A 14,208-nucleotide genomic window follows, 5' to 3' on the forward strand; every position below is an offset into this window, starting at 1 on the left:
CGAAAGCGCTGAAAGCAGCGACATGAGCAGTGACAAGACGCCGCCTCGGTAACCCCGGGGCGGCGTCTTGCGTTGTGTCGCTGGTCACGGAGGGGCTGGTGGTCGTTGGCCTGACCATCGTTGGCCTGGTCATCGTGCTGGCGCATGGCTGGGCGGCTCTTGGGCCAAGGTCGAGATGACGTGGCATCTGATTGCGCCTATTGTTTCAAGCAATCGTTTGAATTCTGCTGAGCGAAGCCCGTCGTTCATCACGGGGTGAGAGGCAAGTCTTTCGCGAAAGCCCTTAGCACATGAGTCAGTGAGGACAGTGATATGGCCAAGTATCAGGCGCCACTCAAGGATGCACGCTTCATTCTCGATGAGGTGTTCGCCGCCGAGCAGGAATGGGCGGGTATGGCAGCCACCGAAGAGGTGAATGTCGAGCTGGCCGAGGCGATTCTCGAGGAAGGTGCGCGCGTGACCCAGGCCGAGCTGCTGCCACTCAACCTGAGCGGAGACGCCGAGGGCGCGCGTTTCGAGAATGGCCACGTCACGACACCCAAGGGCTTCAAGGAGGCCTATCGGGTGCTCGCTGAAGGCGGCTGGATGGGGCTGGGTGGCAATCCTGAATATGGTGGTCAGGGCATGCCCAAGATGCTCACCGTGGCCTTTGAAGAGATGCTCTACGCCACCAATACCAGCTTCGCGCTCTATCCGGCGCTGAATGCCGGTGCCTGTCTGGCGGTGGACAGCCACGCGCCGGAGTCCGTCAAGCAGGTGTTTCTGCCGCGCATGTATGCCGGCGACTGGCTGGGCACCATGTGTCTGACCGAGCCGCATTGCGGCACGGACCTCGGCCTGATCCGCACCCGTGCCGAACCCCTCGAGGGCGATGACCCGCTGCTGGGGCTGCCGCGCTATCGCCTCACCGGCACCAAGATCTGGATCACCGGCGGCGAGCACGACATGGTCGACAACATCGTGCATCTGGTGCTCGCCAAGCTGCCGGATGCGCCGCCGGGGACACGCGGCATCTCGCTGTTTCTGGTCTCCAGGCACCTGCTTGATGCCGATGGCCAGCCGGCGACACCGAATGCGGTCAGCTGTGGCTCCATCGAACACAAGATGGGCATCAAGGGCAGTGCGACCTGCGTGATGAACTTCGACGGTGCCGAAGGCGTGCTGATCGGCGAGCCGCATCAGGGGCTGGCGGCGATGTTCACCATGATGAACTACGAGCGTCTTTCCATCGGTCTGCAGGGGCTGGGGTTGGGCGAGGTGGCCTATCAGAGCGCGATGGACTTCGCCGCCGAGCGTCTGCAGAGCCGGGCACCGACTGGGGCCAAGGCGCCTGACAAGCCGGCCGACCCGATTCTGGTGCATCCCGACGTGCGCCGCATGGCGCTTGAGGTGCGCGTCTGGAACGAGACCGGGCGCGCCTTTGCCGTCTTCGTGGGCCAGCAGCTGGACCGCGTCAAATATCACGCCGATGACGCGGTGAAGGCCGACGCGGATGCGCTGGTGCAATTCATGACGCCGATCGCCAAGGCGCTGCTGACCGACCGTGGTTTCGATGCCACCGTCATGGCGCAGCAGCTCTATGGTGGCAATGGCTACTGCGTGGAGTGGGGCGCCGAGCAGTACGTGCGCGATGCACGCATCGCGATGATCTACGAAGGCACCAACGGCATTCAGGCGATGGATCTGGTCGGGCGCAAGCTCTACCGCAACCGTGGCGCCCATGTGGCGAGCTTTGCCGCCCTGGTGCGAGCCGAGCTTGAGCGTCAGGCCGATGACGCCCAGACCCGCCCGTTCGCCGAGGCCTGCAAGACGGAGCTTGCGCGCCTGGAGCGAGTGTCGGAACAGTTGCTGGCCCGCGCCGATGACAACCCGGAAGAGCTGGGCGCAGCGGCCTGTGACTATCTCTACCTGGCAGGGCTGTGTGTCTACAGCTATCTGTGGCTGCGCATGGCGCGTGCTGCGGCGCGTGGACTGGCGCAAGCAGGTGTCAGCGGTGAGGGCTTCTATCGCCGCAAGCTGGCACTCGGGGAGTACTTCGTGGCACGCGTGCTGCCGCGCGCCGTCGCCATTGAGGCCCAGATCAGCGCTGGCGCCGCGCCATTGATGGCCTTCAGCCTCGAGGATTTCGCGCCGGAGCAATGACGCAAGCCACAAGACACCGTGACCGTCAGTAGAGTCCAATGAAAAGCCCAGCGACCGTGTCAGGTCGCTGGGCTTTTTTGTGTTGTCGGAATCCCTGTCCATCGGGGCGTGTCGGCAAGCTGCATGCCCTCTGGACGCTCATGACCGCTCGGTCGGCTCATCCTGCTTCAGCAACCAGTCACGCATGGCGGGGAACAGCTCGACCAGCACGAACAGCGGTCCGATCAGCAGCTGACGCAGATCATCGAGGAAGGCCGGTTTGCGGCCCTCGATACGATGGCCGACGACCTGACCGACCCAGGCGACCACGAAGGCCGCCAGCATCATCGGTGTCACCGGCCAGTTGAGCCCGAGCATCACGAACATCAGCGCCAGGCTTGCCAGGGCCCAGACGGCCATCACGCCAAGTACCCTGAGGGAGAAGCGCGCATAGACGGCCAGGACCGCCAGGGTGACCACGCCACCGGGCAGCATCCACACACCTAGCCCCGGTTCACTCGATAGCCCCTGCCCCCCGAGCAGTCTCCACAGCAGGATCAAGCTGGCAGTGAAGATGATAGGCACGCAGACAAGATGCATGCGGATGTTCTCACGATGTTGATGACTGGCCGCGTAGTGCTCGAGAGCTTCATGCAGGCGCCGGTGAGCGGCTGTCTTGACATGAGGGTGCGATAATATACCCATGAGGCATTCTCCAGACAGACATTGAAAATGCCCGCATGCGCAGGTGCGCAGCGGGATCGATGGCGTGTTATGTCAAGGAGCAATGGCGTGAGCCAGCAGGGTCCGGCAACCCTGCTGGCTCCTGTCAGCGTAGCGTATTGCTGCGCTGCCAGCCTGTGTCAGCACAGGGCTGACTGTCGAACCCGGCACTTTTCAGGCGTGAATCAAGTGGCCCTGGCCCTTCAGAGATGGAACTGACCGCAGGCTTCCGGCTGATGCAGGATGGCTTCCAGACGGATGACGTCACTCTGGCCATCTTCCCGGGGCAGCGTGATCTGCTCGCCAACCGCCATTCCCAGCAGCGCGATGCCCAGTGGTGACATGATGCACAGCGCCAGTGAGGTCTCTTGCTCTTCGGGTTGCGGCAGGTGGCTGCGCAGCGACATGCACTCACCATCCTCCGGGGTAGGGTAGTGCAGTGTCAGCTCGCTATCGCCGGAGCGCGACCCCTTGAGGCGCAGGCGGCTGCGCATGCTGACGCGGTCTTCGGGGAAGTCATCGGGGGGCACGATCTCTGCCTGGATCAGGCGGCTTTCGAGGCGAAGGGACAGCTCATCATCGTGTTGCTGAGCGTCGATCAGGCGCTGGAGGCGGTCAGCATCCAGGCGGTTGATGATCAGTCGTTGCCGAGTCATCGTGGGGTTCCTTGTTATCGAGTCACTGCGCGATATCATGCGCAGCAAGACGGCGCCAATCCTGGCTTGGTCAATACGGAGAGACGGACAGGGAATCCATTGGCCGTGATTGTCCATGGATTGTCCGCTAATTAATCCTAGCGGCTTTTGACGGGGTGCGGGAGTCGTCTGATGCCGACAACTTTCATGGCGCTGTCACCCAGGGCTGCCAATCTCACGCGAGACTCATCGATGTCGATTCTCTGGATATATCCGCTGGCGGCGCTCGCCGAGATCGCCGGCTGCTTCAGTTTCTGGGCCTGGTGGAAACTGGAACGCAGCCCCGGTTGGCTGATTCCCGGCATGCTCAGCCTGGCGCTGTTCGCCTGGCTGCTTTCACTGGTCGACGTCAGTCACGCCGGGCGCGCCTTTGCTGTCTATGGCGGTGTCTATATCGCCGCGTCAGTGGCCTGGCTGTGGCTGGTCGAGCAGCAGTTGCCCAGTCGCTGGGACCTGCTGGGGACACTGGTCTGCCTGGCGGGTAGCGCCATCATCGTGCTGGGCGCCCGTGCGCAATGAGCGCAAATGCCTTGTTTATTAGTATTTCATTAAATATGTCGGGCGTTGAGCATGAGAGCGCTCATTGTTGGGTATACTGCGCGAAGATGAGGCAATGACCCTCGGAATTCGATCTGACGCAATGAGGCACCAGCATGCAGTGGGAATGGTTATGGGGGCTGGGCGGCCTTGGCATCGGCGGTTTCATCGGCTTCTGGCTCGGTCGCTGGCGGTCGCGCAGAGAGGAATGGAATCAGGCCGTGCAACCACTGCTATCGGCATTGGTGGAGGCGGAGCCAGACGTTGCGCGTGGTGAGCGGCTGGCACTTGATCCCTCGCTGCTCGACGCCTTTCGCCAGGTGGCCTCGCGTCGCGAGTTCTATCGCTTTACCAGCGGGATCGAATACGTGAACCTGCAGCTTGCCGCGGCGCATGCCGCGCATCATGACCGTGAAGAGCGCCAGCTGTTGCTGGATCAGGCGCGTGTCAGCCTGGCCAATCTGCAGGACAGCCTAAGACGACGCTGAGATTCGTCCAGACGCGCGAATACCGCACCGCAGATCGGCCGGGGTCGCAAAGCAGGTTGTTTGCAAAGCAGAGTAACGCAGAGAGAGGGCGTGAAACGGGTATAGCAACCGACGGAAAGGCACCGACGACGATTGGTGCAGAAGGCATCAGATGACACGACGCATGCACGACAGACAAAAGCGAGAGGACTTGCTGACTGCGCGAGGCAGTTGGGGAGCATCAGCAAAGGCTTGCTGATGGTGCGGAAGGGGGGACTCGAACCCCCACACCTTGCGGCACCAGAACCTAAATCTGGCGTGTCTACCAATTCCACCACTTCCGCGAGAAGCAGGGCTGCATTTTACCTGTGACGCCTTTCAAGTCAATCGCTTGTGTCGATTATCCCCTGAATTTTCCCGCCTTGTGCTGCGCCTTCAGCGCCTCACTCCTGTACGACATGCACGCTACGTGATTCCAGCCCGCAGGGCAGTTGCAGATAGCTGGCGGCGCGCTCGGCGGCGTGGCGTGTATTGGAAAGATCTTCATCGCACATCCACGGAACGACACCCAGACAGGGGGCTCGCAGCGTGCGTGACAACGTCGCCATGTTGTCTTCGCTGACCTCGATATCCGCTTCCAGATGGTTGATGACGTAGCCGGCGATCTCCAGCCCATCGCGTTCGATGGCCTCAAGCGTCAGGCGCGCATGATTGATGCAGCCCAGGCGTAGCCCGACGACCAGAATCACCGGCAAGCCCAGCTCGATGGCCAGGTCCGAGAAATCCTCATCGTCATTCAGCGGTACCCGCCAGCCGCCAGCGCCTTCCACCAGCAGCAGGTCGCGCTGTGCGCTTGTCTGCTGGCCCCGCACATGCGCCGCGATTTTCGCCACCTCGAGATTGACGCCCACCTGACGCGCGGCAATGTGCGGCGCGATGGCCGGCGCGAAGCGCCAGGGGTTGATGCTTTCATAATCCGCTTCCGGTTCGCACTGCGCCTGCAATGACAGGGCGTCGGCGTTGACCAGACCATCGTGATTCTCGAAGCAGTCAGAGGCCACGGGCTTGAGGCCCAGCGTGGTCAGGCCGCGCAGGCGAGCACGTGCCAGCAGGGCGCTGGCGATGAAGGTCTTGCCGATTTCGGTATCGGTACCGGTCACGAAGGCGGCGATGCCATGTTCGGCTCGCGCAGGTGTAGCAGTGTCCCGTGACGAGCTGTCCGCGGTTTTCATATCAGTTTTCATTGTATCCGAGCGAGGCAGGTAATTGCCTTCAAGCAAAATATCAGTGTTGTCCGTACGCAATTCTGAACGGTTTTTCGAGCACAAGTTCAATGACTTGATAGCTTACAGGCAATCCCTTCGCGGTACGCAACGTTTCATGCCGCGCCTTGGCCTGCTGCACCTCGGCGCGTGTCAAGCGCCGGCCACTGGCGGTCTGTGCCCCGATGCCCTTGATCGAGGCCATGACCGCGGCGACATCGGGATAGTGAAATACCCGCGGGCGTAATTGCCAGTGGCAGCGCAACCCGGCGGCTTCTGCATGGCGTGCAAGATGGGTGGCGCTGGGGAAGTGACGCACGGAATCATCCGCGCGCTGCCAGGCATGGCGTACTTCCTTGAGGGTGCCGGGCCCCAAAGTATTGATGTGCGCTCGAGCGCCGGGTTTCAAGGTGCGTGATAGTTCCGCGAGCCATTGCCGAGGGCTGTCGCACCATTGCACGGCGAGGCTCGAGAACACCAGGTCCAGACTCGCATCGGCCAGTGGCAGGCGCTCGGCATCGGCGCGTAGCCAGTACAGGCGTTCAGGGCTGCCACTCGCAAGCTCGCTCGTCTGGTGTGCGGCTTCACGCAGCATCTCAAGCGAGAGATCCAGCCCCATGCAGCAAGCCCCAGAGTAGCGCTGCGCCAGTTCGAGGGTCCAATGTCCGGGCCCACAACCGAGATCGAGCACACGGGCGGCGGCCGGCAGCCGCTCAGGGAGCGAGGCGAACAGGGTGGCCGCCATGGCGTGCTGGGCCTGCGCCAGCGTGAGGTAGTCGGCAGCGCCGCGATCAAAGGCGCGGGCAACCTGCTGACGGCTCGTGGCAGGCGTGAGCGGGGGCGTTGCAAGCTCTGCAGGTGGCACGCTGACGGCAATCGACATCTCAGGCCTCCTCGCTGATGTGCTTGAGGTGGGTGGCGAGGCCCATGCGCGCGAGCAGGGCATCGGCAAGCGCCTCGGTCGCGCTCAATGGCAGGCAGTGGCCACCCTCGAATTCCGCGACTACCTGGCCCTGCGCGCGCAGCGCCGCACTCAGGCCCGGTGCCAGCAGCGGGTCCTGCTTGCCGAGCCAGAACTCGAGCGGTAACTCTGATTGAGGTGCCAGCGACATCTGGCGGCTGGCCAGTTCCGCCAGTCCTGTCGCCAGCACCGCTTCGCGACTGACGGGGTGACGACCGATCAGTTCGCGCAATTGTCTGAGGCAGTCACGCGCAGAGGCCTCACCACTGGCCTGCCAGCGCAGAAAATGTTGCCAGCTGGCGGTGGGGTTGCGCGCGAAGGCTGTGCGGAAGTCGTTCAGCACCTCTGGTGCCAGGGCGGGAATCATCTGTTCAGATGGGGCCTGGTCGATGAAGCTTGGCCCCATGGCCAGCGAGACAAGGACGGCCGGCGCCTGCTCCTTCGCCAGCGCCTCGGCCCGCAGGGCACCCAGCGACCAGCCCAGCCACAGGGTATCGGCGCCGCCCAGTGAGGCTTGCAAGGCTGTCGGTTCTGAGCCTGCCCGTGAATCGGCCTGCGGGCCTTCTTCTGGCCAATCCGGCGCGATGATCTCCAGCGGGCAACTCTTTGCCTGATCATCCGTCTCAGTGACGTGAGCGAGGCGTGCTTGCAGGCAGGTGATCAAGGGCTGCCAGATGCGCGCATCGATACCCCAGCCGCTGAACAGCACCAGACGAGTCAATGTCATGGCGTGACTCCTTCTGGGCTGATGGTTGGGGAAGCCGAGCGGGGCTGGGCCTTTTCCGCTGCCAATACCGCTTCGAGAGCGTCGAGCAGTGCCGCGATATCCTCGGCCGTGTGCTCGGCGGAGAAGGTGAAGCGCAGGCGCGAGCTGCCGGCGGGCACCGTGGGCGGGCGGATGGCCGAGACCAGCACGCCGCGCTCGCGCAGTGCCGCGCTCCAGGCCAATGCCCGCGCTTCGCTGCCCAGAATCAGCGGCTGAATCGGGGTCAGCGTGGCAGAGAATGCCTCCCTGTCGGCTGACGACAGCCCGAGCGCGAGCCCACTGCCCGCCAGCAGATGGACACATCCATCACGGAACTGCTGCACGCGCGCCTGCAACTGCTCACGGCGCTGCGGTTCGTGCGCGACGATTTCCAGCGCCGCCAGGGTGGCGGCGGCGACATGCGGCGGTTGCGCGGTGGTGTAGATGTAGGGGCGCGCCAGCTGGATCAGGCTCTCGATCAGCGCATCGCTGCCGGCGACGAAGGCGCCGCTGCTGCCGAGCGCCTTGCCCAGGGTGCCGACCAATACCGGCACGTCAGCCAGCGGGGTATCGCGCCCGACCAGTCCTTCGCCATGCTCGCCCAGCACGCCCAGTCCGTGGGCATCGTCGATCATCAGCCAGGCGCCGTGCCGGGCGCAGGCCTGGCTCAGGCCCGCGATATCGGCGCAGTCGCCATCCATGCTGAACACGCCATCGCTGATCACCAGCGTGTCGTCGGCCCGGGAGCGCGCCAGCTGGCGCTCGAGGTCTTCAAGATCGCGATGGTGGAAGCGACGCGAGCGTACGGCAGTGGTGCCGGAGGATGCCAGGCGCGCGCCGTCGAGGAGGCTGGCGTGATTGAGGCGATCATGGAAGATCTCGAGGCTGCGACCGGCCTCGCGCGAGGCGCTCGCCAGTGCATCGATCACGCCCAGATTGGCCATGAAGCCGGTGGAGAACAGCAACGCGCGCGGCCGCCCGGTCAGCTCGGCCAGGCGAGCCTCCAGCTGGTGGTGAGCGAGCTGGTGGCCATTGACCAGGTGTGCGCTGCCGCTGCCGACACCGAATTCGCGCGCCGCGCGACAGCCGGCCTCGACCAGTGCCGGGTGGTTGGCCAGCCCCAGATAGTCGTTGGCGGTGAAGTTGAGCAGCGGGCGCGCCTCTGCATCGGCTGCCTGCCCGGCGAGGCTGACGTGGGGGCCCTGGGGGGAATCCAGCGTCAGGCGCCGGCGATAGCGGCCGACCCGCTCACGCTGAGTGAGCAGGTCCTCCAGATGCGTGAAGCTGGCGCTGGACTGAGGGCTGAAGCGCGCGCTGGCGGGCGTATCGGTGGCCACGAGCGATCACACCACCAGGCCGCAGGGCTTGCGTTCGCGCACCTGGCCTTCGCTGCTGGCGGGCGTCGCCTCGCGCGTGGCGTCATAGAACAGGCTGCCCTCGACATTGGCGCGTGCCTGTTCTTCCATGGCGGCCTTCAGGGCGGCCTCGCGCACTTCGTCGCTGGCGACTTCCTGGCGGGTCTCCGGGTGCAGGCCGAGGCGCTCGAACAGCTCGCGGTCACGGTTGGCCTGCGGGTTGCCGGTGGTCAGCAGACGCTCGCCATAGAAGATGGAGTTGGCACCGGCGAGGAAGGCCAGTGCCTGGGTGGAATCGTCCATCTGCTCGCGGCCGGCGGACAGGCGCACGTGGCTCTTCGGCATCATGATGCGCGCCACGGCGATGGCGCGGATGAACTCGATGGGATCGAGGTCATCGACATTCTCCAGCGGCGTGCCCGCCACCTTGACCAGCATGTTGATCGGCACCGATTCCGGCTGTGGCTCCAGATTGGCCAGCTGACGCAGCAGGCCGGCACGGTCGGTGGTGGTCTCGCCCATGCCGAGGATGCCGCCGGAGCACACCTTCATGCCGGCTTCGCGCACGCTGGCCAGGGTATCCAGGCGCTCGCTGTAGCTGCGCGTGGTGATGATCTCGCCGTAGTACTCCGGTGAGGTGTCCAGATTGTGGTTGTAGTAGTCGAGGCCGGCATCCGCGAGCTTTCTGGCCTGATCGGTATCGACCATGCCCAGCGTCATGCAGGTCTCGAGTCCCAGCGACTTCACCTGACGCACCATCTCGGTGACCACTTCGAGGTCGCGCTCACGCGGGCTCTTCCAGGCCGCGCCCATGCAGAAGCGGCTGGCGCCGGCGTCCTTGGCGGCACGTGCCTGCTCGACCACCTTCTCGATCTCCATCAGCTTTTCCTTGCCAAGGCCGGTGTTGTAGTGGCCGGACTGCGGACAGTACTTGCAGTCCTCCGGGCAGGCGCCGGTCTTGATCGACAGCAGGGTGGAGACCTGTACCGCATTCGGATCGAAGTGCTGACGGTGCACCTGCTGGGCACGGAACAGCAGGTCATTGAAGGGCAGGGCGAACAGCGCCTCGATTTCCGCGACGCTCCAGTCATGGCGTACCACGCTGTCATCGGCAGGCGCAGGGATATTCGTGGCTTGTGTGGTCACGCGGGAGGCTTCTACGGTCATGAGCTTGAGGTCCTTCATCAGGCGGGCAGAGCGAGAGCGCGCTGAGCCGGTCATCCGTGGGTGAGTCCGGGAGTCGGCAGCCGAGCTGGCAAGTGGCCAGTCAACGCATCGAGTAAGGTCAGGTTAACTGAGATGATAGAGTTTCCGCGGGCGCTGTCAACGATGAGAACTCTGCTGGTTGACCACTGGCAGCTCTCGCGACCCTGCGCATTCTGTCAGCGTCAGCTGACGACAGCCATGCCCGGCGCGACCGAACGGCAGAGCGCTTCAGTTTCACCTCCCCCTTCATTTCCCTCTCTAGCGACTCGCTCGCCTGATGAGCGAGAGCTGTCATCGCGCCGCGAGTGGTGCGACGCCTGCGAGGCGAGAATCGCGCGCAATCAGCATGCCTGTCCGCGTTGTGCTGAGCCTGTCGTCTCACTGGCCTTGAGTCAGCAGGCCTGTGCGCGGTGCCTGTCATCACCGCCCGCCTTTGCACGCTGCTTTGCGCCGCTGCGGTATGAAGGGTTGCTGGCGGGGCTGTTCCAGCGCTACAAGGACCAGCATCAGCGCCGCGCCGGGCGACTGTTGCGCCAGCTCATGCAGCGGGAGCTGGCGCACTTCTGCCGCGAGTGGCGCCAGACGCACCCTCACGGCGCAGTATTGCTGGTACCGGCAGATGCCTATCGTCGTCGCCAGCGCGGCCATGATGCGCTGGCGGAACTGTGTCGCGGGCTGGGCCCCGTCATTGCTGGCCATCCGCGGGATATGGCGCGGGTGCGCGACAGGCGCATGCCGCACGAGGCGTCAGTCGCGGTGGCCAGGGCAGCGCCGGATCAGCGCCTGCGGGATAGGCGCGGGCGTCTGAAAGCGCAGCGTGGGCGTTATGACATTGATGGCCTCTTGCCCGAGCATGTGCTGCTGATCGATGACGTCATGACCAGCGGTGCGACGCTCGACAGTCTTGCACAGGCCTGCCTGCGAGCCGGTGCCCGTGAGGTCGATGCCTGCGTGCTGGCGCGGACTCCCCTGGCCTTGCGCGGGGCGCTGTGACCCGTAAATGCGACACGAAGTAGAGCTGCCCGACACATGCCGCCGGGGCTGAGCCTCGAAACGGGCGTTGAACTCAGCGGGCAGGCGGGGTCAATCAGGGAGAAGACTGGCGTGCAGAGGGTCTAATCTCATAGCATGCAAGGTCCGGCAGCCGTTTGCTGGTCCATGCCCGAGGAATTGCCATGCCTATTGATCCTGTTTCCCCCGATGACTCGCAATCTTCCGGCACCTCGCGCGAGTTGGATGCGCGCTCCAATGGCAACACCTGGTCGACGACATCCGCGCCACAGGGCCATGGAGACACGCGTTTTCATCCCTTCGATGCTCTCGCGCCGGACCGTGTCGTGGCCGCTGTCGAATCGCTGGGCTTCTGGTTGCCCGGCGAGCCGTTCGCGCTGAACAGTTACGAGAATCGTGTCTACCATCTCGCCGATGATGACCGACGCCGCTGGGTGGCCAAGTTCTATCGCCCCGAGCGCTGGAGCCGTGCCCAGATTCTCGAGGAGCACGCCTTCCTGGCCGAGCTGGATGAGGCCGGTGTCCCCGGGGCGCCCGCGTGGGCGAACGAGGCCGGCGAGACGCTGCATCGATTCGAGGGCTTCGACTTCGCTCTCTTCCCGCATGTGGTGGGGCGCGCGCCGGAGCTTGAATCTGCCGAGCATCTCTATCAGCTGGGCGAGCTGATCGGTCGCGTGCACGCGGTGGGGCGCAAGAGCGCGTTTCGCCAGCGGGAGACGCTCTCGCCGCTGCGGATTCTGGAAGAGAGCTGCGCCAGCGTGCTGGCCTCCGACTGGCTGAGTGAGCGCCAGCGCGACAGCTACCAGCGTGTCATCGAGGCGCTGCGCCCGTTGGTCGCGGAGCAGAGCTGGCCGGAAAGCGCCTTGATCCGTACCCACGGCGACTGCCACATCGGCAACATGCTGGGGCGTGATGACAGCTTTGCGCTGGTCGACTTCGATGACTGCCTGAGCGCTCCGGCGGTGCAGGACCTGTGGATGCTGTTGACCGGTCAGAGCGACCCGGAGCTGCACATGCAGCTGTCCGAGGTGCTGGAGGGCTACGAGCAGCATTGTGAGTTCAATCGCAGCGAGCTCAAGTGGATCGAGACCCTGCGCACACTGCGCATGGTGCGTCACAGTGCCTGGGTGGTGCGGCGCTGGTCGGACCCCGCCTTCCCGCAGGCCTTCTCGCACGTGGCGAGCCTGGGCTACTGGGACGACCACATTCGCAGCCTGGAGCAGCAGCGCGTCGCGCTGTCTGCGCCGCGTTGGCTGGCCTAGTGATCGCGACATGGCCTGGCAGTCGTGAAATGACCTGAAGGTCGTCGCGAGGCCTGAGCCCCTTTGGCGAAGTGAGTGACATCGCCCCTTCATGCGCCCCCATCGGTTACCGATGGGGGCGCATGTGTTGCACGGATACGACAATCGCGTGAACAGACCTGCGTTGACGGCATGCCTGAGGTAGAATCTGGCCCTGACATTGAACACGAAGTTATACGATTTCTTGCCATCTGATCGCTTGTGTATGACTTTTGTGCTTTACCCCTGCTATGCGTGCGCTAGTGCGCGCCCCTGACCGATACCATAGGCAGACGGATGACCGAAGAGATTGCCAACCACTACCGCCAGATCATCACCGCGTTGGGTGAGGATCCAGAGCGTGAGGGCCTGCTGGATACGCCCAAGCGCGCGGCCAAGGCCATGCAGTACCTGACTCATGGCTATCAACAGTCGTTGGAGGAGATCGTCAACGGCGCTGTCTTCACCTCCGATACGGACGAGATGGTACTGGTCAAGGACATCGAGCTTTACTCGATGTGCGAGCATCACCTGCTGCCGTTCATCGGCAAGTGCCACATCGCCTATCTGCCGTCTGGCAAGGTGCTCGGTCTGTCCAAGTTCGCGCGTATCGTCGACATGTATTCGCGTCGCATGCAGATTCAGGAAAACCTCACTAAGCAGATCGCCGAGGCCGTTCAGCAGGTCACCGGTGCACGTGGTGTGGCCGTCGTGGTCGAAGCGCGTCACATGTGCATGATGATGCGTGGGGTGGAAAAGCAGAATTCCAGCATGAAGACGTCCGTGATGCTGGGCGCCTTCCGCGACAATCAGCCGACCCGTCAGGAATTCCTGACGTTGATCAGCTGACAGCAGAGTGAAGACGCCGCCTTTCGAGGCGGCGTTCTTGTCTGGGAGTCATCTCGCGCGTTTCCCTTGATCAGGAGTCCCTGCCGATGCCGATGCATGCCTTGCACGATGAACATCTCGATCACGATCTCGCCACCATTCGCATCAAGAATCTGCGCCTGAGAACCTATATCGGGATCAATGAAGACGAGATCCAGAACCGCCAGGATGTCGTGATCAACGTGGTGATCCGCTATCGCGCGGCACGCGCCGTGCAGTTCAATCACATCAGTGAAGCGCTCAATTACCGCACCATCACCAAGCAGTTGATCCGTCATGTCGAGGAAGGGCGCTTCGCGCTGCTCGAACGCATGACCCGTGAGGTGCTGGATATCGTGATGGCGCACGAACAGGTGCTGACGGCGCAGGTCGAGATCGACAAGCCGCATGCCTTGCGCTTCTCGGACTCGGTGTCTATCACCCTCTCGGACAGTCGCGAAGCACATGACTAGTCAGCCGGGGCAGGCGTCGAGAAGCCCAGATGTCGAGAAAGTCAGATGTCGAGAAGCTCAGATATCGAGACAGTCAGGCGCAGAAGCCTGAAGAGTCGGGAGACATGATGTGATCGGGGAAATCATCCATTTCGATGATGCAGAACAGCAGGGCACCATTCGGGACGAGAAGGGCGGCGAGCACGCCTTCGATCTGGTCGGCTGGCGCGGGCGTGGCTTGCCGGGGCCGGGGCTGGCGGTGGACTTCGAGCTTCGCGACGGGCGTGCAGTGCAGGTCTTCAATGCGCGGATCAAGCAACAGAAGGCGCGGCGAGTCGTCTCGATGCCGCCCGAGAGCGAGGCCGGCGAGGCCCCCGGGGCCAAGGCTGACGCCGCCAGGCCAGCAACGCGCAAGCGCTGGTGGCTCGCCGGGCTGGCCATCGTGGTACTAGTACTGGCAGGGTTGTGGATCTAGCGCCACGCCCGCATCTAGGCTATATCAGGTTAGTCTTGAGTAGTCTCGGTT

15 protein-coding genes and 1 tRNA gene are annotated in these 14,208 nt (G+C 63.7%); 8 read left to right on the plus strand and 8 right to left on the minus strand.

Features of this window, described 5'->3' with window-relative positions:
* Nucleotides 1–312 precede the first annotated feature (312 nt).
* On the plus strand, nucleotides 313–2,142 hold the full coding sequence (locus H2O77_RS03925; protein ID WP_215823953.1) for an acyl-CoA dehydrogenase C-terminal domain-containing protein: 1,830 nt from the start codon (nucleotides 313–315) through the stop codon (nucleotides 2,140–2,142).
* Between the two features lie 138 nt (nucleotides 2,143–2,280).
* Here the strand turns inward: H2O77_RS03925 and H2O77_RS03930 are convergent, their stop codons facing one another.
* Together H2O77_RS03930 and H2O77_RS03935 are read right to left on the minus strand one after the other, a co-directional pair.
* Nucleotides 2,281–2,826 carry an Mpo1-like protein gene (locus tag H2O77_RS03930; protein ID WP_153635214.1) on the minus strand — a complete coding sequence of 182 codons (546 nt, stop codon included), beginning with the start codon at nucleotides 2,824–2,826 and terminating at the stop codon, nucleotides 2,281–2,283.
* A 221-nt stretch (nucleotides 2,827–3,047) separates the two neighbouring features.
* Nucleotides 3,048–3,500, minus strand: coding sequence for a nucleoside diphosphate kinase regulator (locus H2O77_RS03935; protein WP_153635215.1), 453 nt, complete (start codon nucleotides 3,498–3,500; stop codon nucleotides 3,048–3,050).
* 171 nt (nucleotides 3,501–3,671) lie between these two features.
* Here H2O77_RS03935 and H2O77_RS03940 point away from each other — a divergent pair, with 171 nt between their 5' ends.
* Together H2O77_RS03940 and H2O77_RS03945 are read left to right on the plus strand one after the other, a co-directional pair.
* Nucleotides 3,672–4,058, plus strand: a complete 387-nt coding sequence (locus tag H2O77_RS03940) for a YnfA family protein (protein WP_318527676.1) — start codon at nucleotides 3,672–3,674, stop codon at nucleotides 4,056–4,058.
* A gap of 134 nt (nucleotides 4,059–4,192) precedes the next feature.
* On the plus strand, nucleotides 4,193–4,564 hold the full coding sequence (locus H2O77_RS03945) for a hypothetical protein (protein WP_215823954.1): 372 nt from the start codon (nucleotides 4,193–4,195) through the stop codon (nucleotides 4,562–4,564).
* 238 nt (nucleotides 4,565–4,802) lie between these two features.
* Here H2O77_RS03945 and H2O77_RS03950 read toward each other — a convergent pair.
* From H2O77_RS03950 to bioB, 6 genes are all read right to left on the minus strand, one after another.
* A tRNA-Leu gene (locus H2O77_RS03950) sits at nucleotides 4,803–4,887 on the minus strand.
* Nucleotides 4,888–4,986: 99 nt separating this feature from the next.
* The gene (gene bioD, locus H2O77_RS03955) at nucleotides 4,987–5,775 is read right to left on the minus strand and encodes a dethiobiotin synthase (protein ID WP_215823955.1); all 789 of its coding nucleotides are present in this window, start codon (nucleotides 5,773–5,775) and stop codon (nucleotides 4,987–4,989) included.
* A gap of 52 nt (nucleotides 5,776–5,827) precedes the next feature.
* The gene (locus H2O77_RS03960; RefSeq protein WP_215823956.1) at nucleotides 5,828–6,688 is read right to left on the minus strand and encodes a methyltransferase domain-containing protein; all 861 of its coding nucleotides are present in this window, start codon (nucleotides 6,686–6,688) and stop codon (nucleotides 5,828–5,830) included.
* A gap of 1 nt (nucleotide 6,689) precedes the next feature.
* Nucleotides 6,690–7,493, minus strand: a complete 804-nt coding sequence (locus H2O77_RS03965; protein ID WP_215823957.1) for an alpha/beta fold hydrolase — start codon at nucleotides 7,491–7,493, stop codon at nucleotides 6,690–6,692.
* Nucleotides 7,490–8,848: an 8-amino-7-oxononanoate synthase gene (locus tag H2O77_RS03970; RefSeq protein ID WP_240548705.1), complete on the minus strand. Its 1,359-nt coding sequence runs from the start codon at nucleotides 8,846–8,848 to the stop codon at nucleotides 7,490–7,492. Before H2O77_RS03970 ends, H2O77_RS03965 begins: the two co-directional genes overlap by 4 nt.
* Before the next feature lie 6 nt (nucleotides 8,849–8,854).
* On the minus strand, nucleotides 8,855–10,033 hold the full coding sequence (gene bioB / locus H2O77_RS03975; RefSeq protein ID WP_215823958.1) for a biotin synthase BioB: 1,179 nt from the start codon (nucleotides 10,031–10,033) through the stop codon (nucleotides 8,855–8,857).
* A gap of 426 nt (nucleotides 10,034–10,459) precedes the next feature.
* Between bioB and H2O77_RS03980 the strand changes: the two genes are divergently transcribed.
* The 5 genes from H2O77_RS03980 (at nucleotide 10,460) to H2O77_RS04000 (ending at nucleotide 14,157) form a co-directional block, all read left to right on the plus strand.
* Nucleotides 10,460–11,065: a ComF family protein gene (locus tag H2O77_RS03980; RefSeq protein ID WP_215823959.1), complete on the plus strand. Its 606-nt coding sequence runs from the start codon at nucleotides 10,460–10,462 to the stop codon at nucleotides 11,063–11,065.
* A 182-nt stretch (nucleotides 11,066–11,247) separates the two neighbouring features.
* Nucleotides 11,248–12,345, plus strand: coding sequence for a serine/threonine protein kinase (locus H2O77_RS03985; protein ID WP_215823960.1), 1,098 nt, complete (start codon nucleotides 11,248–11,250; stop codon nucleotides 12,343–12,345).
* Nucleotides 12,346–12,660: 315 nt separating this feature from the next.
* Nucleotides 12,661–13,212 carry a GTP cyclohydrolase I FolE gene (gene folE, locus H2O77_RS03990; protein WP_043332418.1) on the plus strand — a complete coding sequence of 184 codons (552 nt, stop codon included), beginning with the start codon at nucleotides 12,661–12,663 and terminating at the stop codon, nucleotides 13,210–13,212.
* A gap of 86 nt (nucleotides 13,213–13,298) precedes the next feature.
* The gene (folX, locus tag H2O77_RS03995; protein ID WP_043332416.1) at nucleotides 13,299–13,703 is read left to right on the plus strand and encodes a dihydroneopterin triphosphate 2'-epimerase; all 405 of its coding nucleotides are present in this window, start codon (nucleotides 13,299–13,301) and stop codon (nucleotides 13,701–13,703) included.
* A gap of 109 nt (nucleotides 13,704–13,812) precedes the next feature.
* Nucleotides 13,813–14,157 carry a hypothetical protein gene (locus H2O77_RS04000; protein ID WP_215823961.1) on the plus strand — a complete coding sequence of 115 codons (345 nt, stop codon included), beginning with the start codon at nucleotides 13,813–13,815 and terminating at the stop codon, nucleotides 14,155–14,157.
* The last annotated feature ends 51 nt before the right edge of the window (nucleotides 14,158–14,208 follow it).

Origin of the sequence: Cobetia sp. 4B, assembly GCF_018831605.1 — a bacterium.
Taxonomy (GTDB): Bacteria; Pseudomonadota; Gammaproteobacteria; order Pseudomonadales; family Halomonadaceae; genus Cobetia; species Cobetia amphilecti.